This window comes from Micromonospora sp. KC207 (assembly GCF_004348615.1).
In the GTDB taxonomy this organism is placed as follows: domain Bacteria; phylum Actinomycetota; class Actinomycetes; order Mycobacteriales; family Micromonosporaceae; genus Micromonospora.
Genome location: NZ_SMKJ01000452.1, coordinates 1 through 3496, shown reverse-complemented (window position 1 = coordinate 3496; position 3496 = coordinate 1). Strand labels below are relative to the sequence as shown.

The window sequence follows — 3496 nt, the reverse complement described above, 5'->3', positions numbered from 1 at the left end:
TTCCTGCACGGTGCGGTAGATCGCTCGTTGGGTCGCGGCGCTGATGTCGGTCGGCAGGTCACCGTCGAGTCGGGTTCCGATGCCGCTGTTCGAGATCATCTGCCGGAGCCCGGCGAGGGTCGGCTGGGGAGTGAGCTCGGTCGGTGCGGTGCCGGAGGCGCGCAGGACGGTGACCATGTGCCGGAGCTCGTCGAGGGTGCGGACGGCGAGGTCGCGGATGGTCTGCGCGGTTGTCTTGGTGTCCGGGTCGCTGGTGTTGACCTGGAGTGCTCCGGCCTGGATCGTGATGAGGCTGACCTGGTGGGAGACGACGTCGTGCATTTCACGGGCGAGTTGGGCGCGTTCCTTGGCGAGCACGGTCTGGGCGACGAGTTGCTGTTCATGTTCCCGGGCCTGGTGGATCTCGGTCAGGCGTTGTTGCAGATCGCGCCGGGCCTGCACGAGCTGGCCGAGGAAGATCGCGGCGGCCGCCGTGGCGATGTTGTAGCCGACGGAGACGAGTAGTTCGACGCGGGTGGGTGTCGGGATGTCATGGTTCCAGATCGCGGCGGCGCTGCAGATGCTGTAGAGAATGGTGCAAACCGCGAGTGTCCGCCGGTTGCGGGTGTTCACCGCGACTGTGTAGAGGGCGACCGCGCCGGCGACGACCGCGGAGGAGACCGCGGTGGCGGGCAGGGCGAGCGCGAAGACGAGGTACGGCCATCGGCGTCGGACGGCGAGCGCCAGTGCGGCGACGACGGCGACGATGTCGGCGTACGGACGGTCGGTGTCGGTCATCACCACGGCGTCGAGGAGGGCAACCACGACCAGGGCCGCGTCGACGAGTGGTGCCTGCAGTCGGCAGGATGTCACGAGTTGCCGTCCGGCTGGGTCAGCAGCCCGGCACGCTGGGCAATGAGCGCGGCCTGCACCCGGCTGGTCACCTTCAGCTTGGTGAGGATGGCGCTGACGTGGTCTTTGACCGTGCCGCCGCTCAGGTACATCCGCGTACCGATCTCGGCGTTGCTCAGGCCGTCTGCGACGTGCACGAGTATCTCGCGTTCGCGGTCGGTTAGCCGGGCGATCGCGCTGGCGGCGTCCTCGCCGTTTTCCACACGCCAGTCGACGACCGTACGCGACACCTTGGGGGACAAGACCACAGCGCCGGCGGCGAGGGCGCGGACCAGTTGGGCCAGGTGCTCGGGGTGGGTGTCCTTGAGGATGAATCCGGCGGCCCCGATGCGCAGTGCGGTGGTGATGTATTCGTCGGCGTCGAAGGTGGTCAGCATCGCGACCGTCGGGGGGTGTGGCATGGCGCGTACCTGGCGCAGGACGGTGAGGCCGTCCACGTCGGGCATGCGGATGTCGAGCAGGACCACGTCGGGCCGGTGCCGGGTGATCTCGTCGATCGCCTCCGCGCCACTGGCGGTGGATACCACCTCGATGTCGGGGGCCACGCGCAGGATGAGCTGCAAGCCGGAGCGGACGAGGGCGTCGTCGTCCACCACTACAACCCGTATCACTTTCCGCTCCGCTCGATTATTCGGTCGGCCGTCACCGACGCTTGACCATAACCGCTGGGGTGTGGCCGGATCCCATGGTCTTCGACCGTCGCAGCCGCCGGGCGGGCCGGATTCCGCCGGGTGGCGTGCCTGCCCCCACCGGTCGGGGGTTCATCCCCGTGGGGCGGGGGGTTGGTGCCGCAGCTTGACGGATGGGCGTGGCGGCGCGGCTCAACAAGCGTTGTCCGCATGACATCGCTCGAACCCGTTGCACACGCGTCACCCCCGCAGTCCACCCCGTCGCCCGACCCCGGTGCGGCAGGTGAGCACGGTCCGTCGACGGGCCGGCTGGTCGGCGTGGACCTGACCCGCGCGTTCGCCGTGTTCGGGATGTTCGCCGTGCATGTCGGCCCGTTCGAGGCGGCGCGGGGTGACATCGGCGGTTGGATACGCAGCCTGAGCGAGGGCCGGGCGTCGGCGTTGTTCGCCACGCTCGCCGGGTTCTCGCTGATGCTGATCGCGGGTCGTTTCGAGCCGAAGACCGGCCTGGCCGGCCGGCAGGCGAAGGCCCGGATCGTGATCCGCGCGGTGATTCTGCTGGTCGTGGGCACCGCGTTGACGATGACGGACTTCGGGGACGCGGTGATCCTCAACGCATACGCGGTGTACTTCCTGCTCGCGTTGCCGCTGACCCGGCTGCGTGCCCGGACGCTGGCCGTCATCGCGGCCGTGCTCGCGCTGGTGGGTCCCCAGGTCGGGTTCGGCCTGCGGGCATGGCTGGGCGAGCCGGTCCTGAACAGCATCAACGCGTACGATCCGCTCGAGCGGCTCTGCGGCGTCGGCGTACTGGATCTGCTGCTCACTGGCTTCTACCCGGCGATCTCGTGGATGTCGTTCGTGATCGCGGGTATGGCACTCGGCCGGCTGGACCTGGCCGCCGGCGCGGTGCAGCGGCGGCTGGCGGTGCTCGGCCCCGCCCTGATCGCGCTCGGATACGGGATGTCCTGGCTCGCCCTCAAGATTCTCGGCGGCGGCATCCCCGACCGCGTGCCGGACGGCATGCCCCGGAAGGACGCCATGGCCGACTTGGCGGCCGGCTCTGCGCCGCCGCCCGCCAAGTGGAGCTTGGAGGCCGATCCCTGGCTGCTGCTGGCGGCTGAGCCGCACAGCGGGTCGACCTTCGACGTGATCGGCTGCCTGGGGGTGGCGATCACTGTGCTGCTGTGTGCGACGGTGGCGATGGCCAAACTGCCACGGCTGCGCCGGCTCGCCGGCCCGGTTATCGCCGTGGGCACCATGTCCCTGACGATCTACGTGGGTCACATCCTGGCCATCCTCGCGCTACCCGGTAAGAGCGCTACCCCGCCGGATGCCAACTCGACCGTCCTGTTGTGCGCGTTTGTCCTCGGCGCCGTCGTGTTCGCGGCGCTCTGGTCGCGGTTCTTCCGCCGCGGGCCACTGGAGGACCTGCTGAACAGCGCCACCAAACCAGCGAGGCTTCTTCGCTGAGCGCGGGCCCCGGCAGCGTCCGCCGCCCGAAACGGGCGGCGAACGCCATGGTCCGTCCTGAACGCACGACCCCGACTGAATATCCGGCAGGCGAAACCAGCCGAGCTTTCCCACACCACCCGATCGGCACGGACCCATATTCCGATTCCGGAAACGCCGGTGCCGTGCCCGGCAACCAGCAGGAGAAAGAGTCTCGTGAACACCGCATCCCGACCGTCGATGACGGATGCCGCGTCTCCGTCCGCGCGGGAGACGGCCAAGGCGCTGTACGCGCAGGTCCGGCCGCACCGGTGGGTCGTCGCGCTCGGCCTGTTGTGTGCGCTGGTCGGTGCCGCCGGAGGGTTGTTGCAGCCGCTGGCCACCAAGGCGTTGGTGGACCGCAGGGGCTTTGCGTAGTCGATTGAGGTGTGTCTGACCTGGCCGTATGTAGGGCCGTGGCCTGGGTGGAGGGTGACGCGGAACGGGTGCGGCCCGTCGGTGATCATGGAGTTGCTGAGACAACATGA

At 69.1% G+C, this 3496-nt stretch carries 4 protein-coding genes; 2 read left to right on the top strand and 2 right to left on the bottom strand.

Annotation, left to right across the window (positions count from 1 at the left end; genetic code table 11):
- Both E1258_RS31100 and E1258_RS31095 read right to left on the bottom strand, forming a co-directional pair.
- Nucleotides 1-852: sensor histidine kinase (locus E1258_RS31100; RefSeq protein WP_132407374.1), on the bottom strand; the 852-nt coding region annotated here is incomplete at its 3' end.
- Nucleotides 849-1502, bottom strand: a complete 654-nt coding sequence (locus tag E1258_RS31095) for a response regulator transcription factor (RefSeq protein ID WP_132407372.1) — start codon at nucleotides 1500-1502, stop codon at nucleotides 849-851. The genes E1258_RS31100 and E1258_RS31095, both read right to left, overlap by 4 nt.
- A gap of 228 nt (nucleotides 1503-1730) precedes the next feature.
- Between E1258_RS31095 and E1258_RS31090 the strand changes: the two genes are divergently transcribed.
- Nucleotides 1731-2990, top strand: coding sequence for a DUF418 domain-containing protein (locus E1258_RS31090; protein WP_132407370.1), 1260 nt, complete (start codon nucleotides 1731-1733; stop codon nucleotides 2988-2990).
- Between the two features lie 195 nt (nucleotides 2991-3185).
- Nucleotides 3186-3386 (top strand): hypothetical protein, encoded by a 201-nt coding sequence (locus E1258_RS31085; RefSeq protein ID WP_207919869.1) that lies wholly within the window; start codon nucleotides 3186-3188, stop codon nucleotides 3384-3386.
- Nucleotides 3387-3496: the final 110 nt, after the last annotated feature.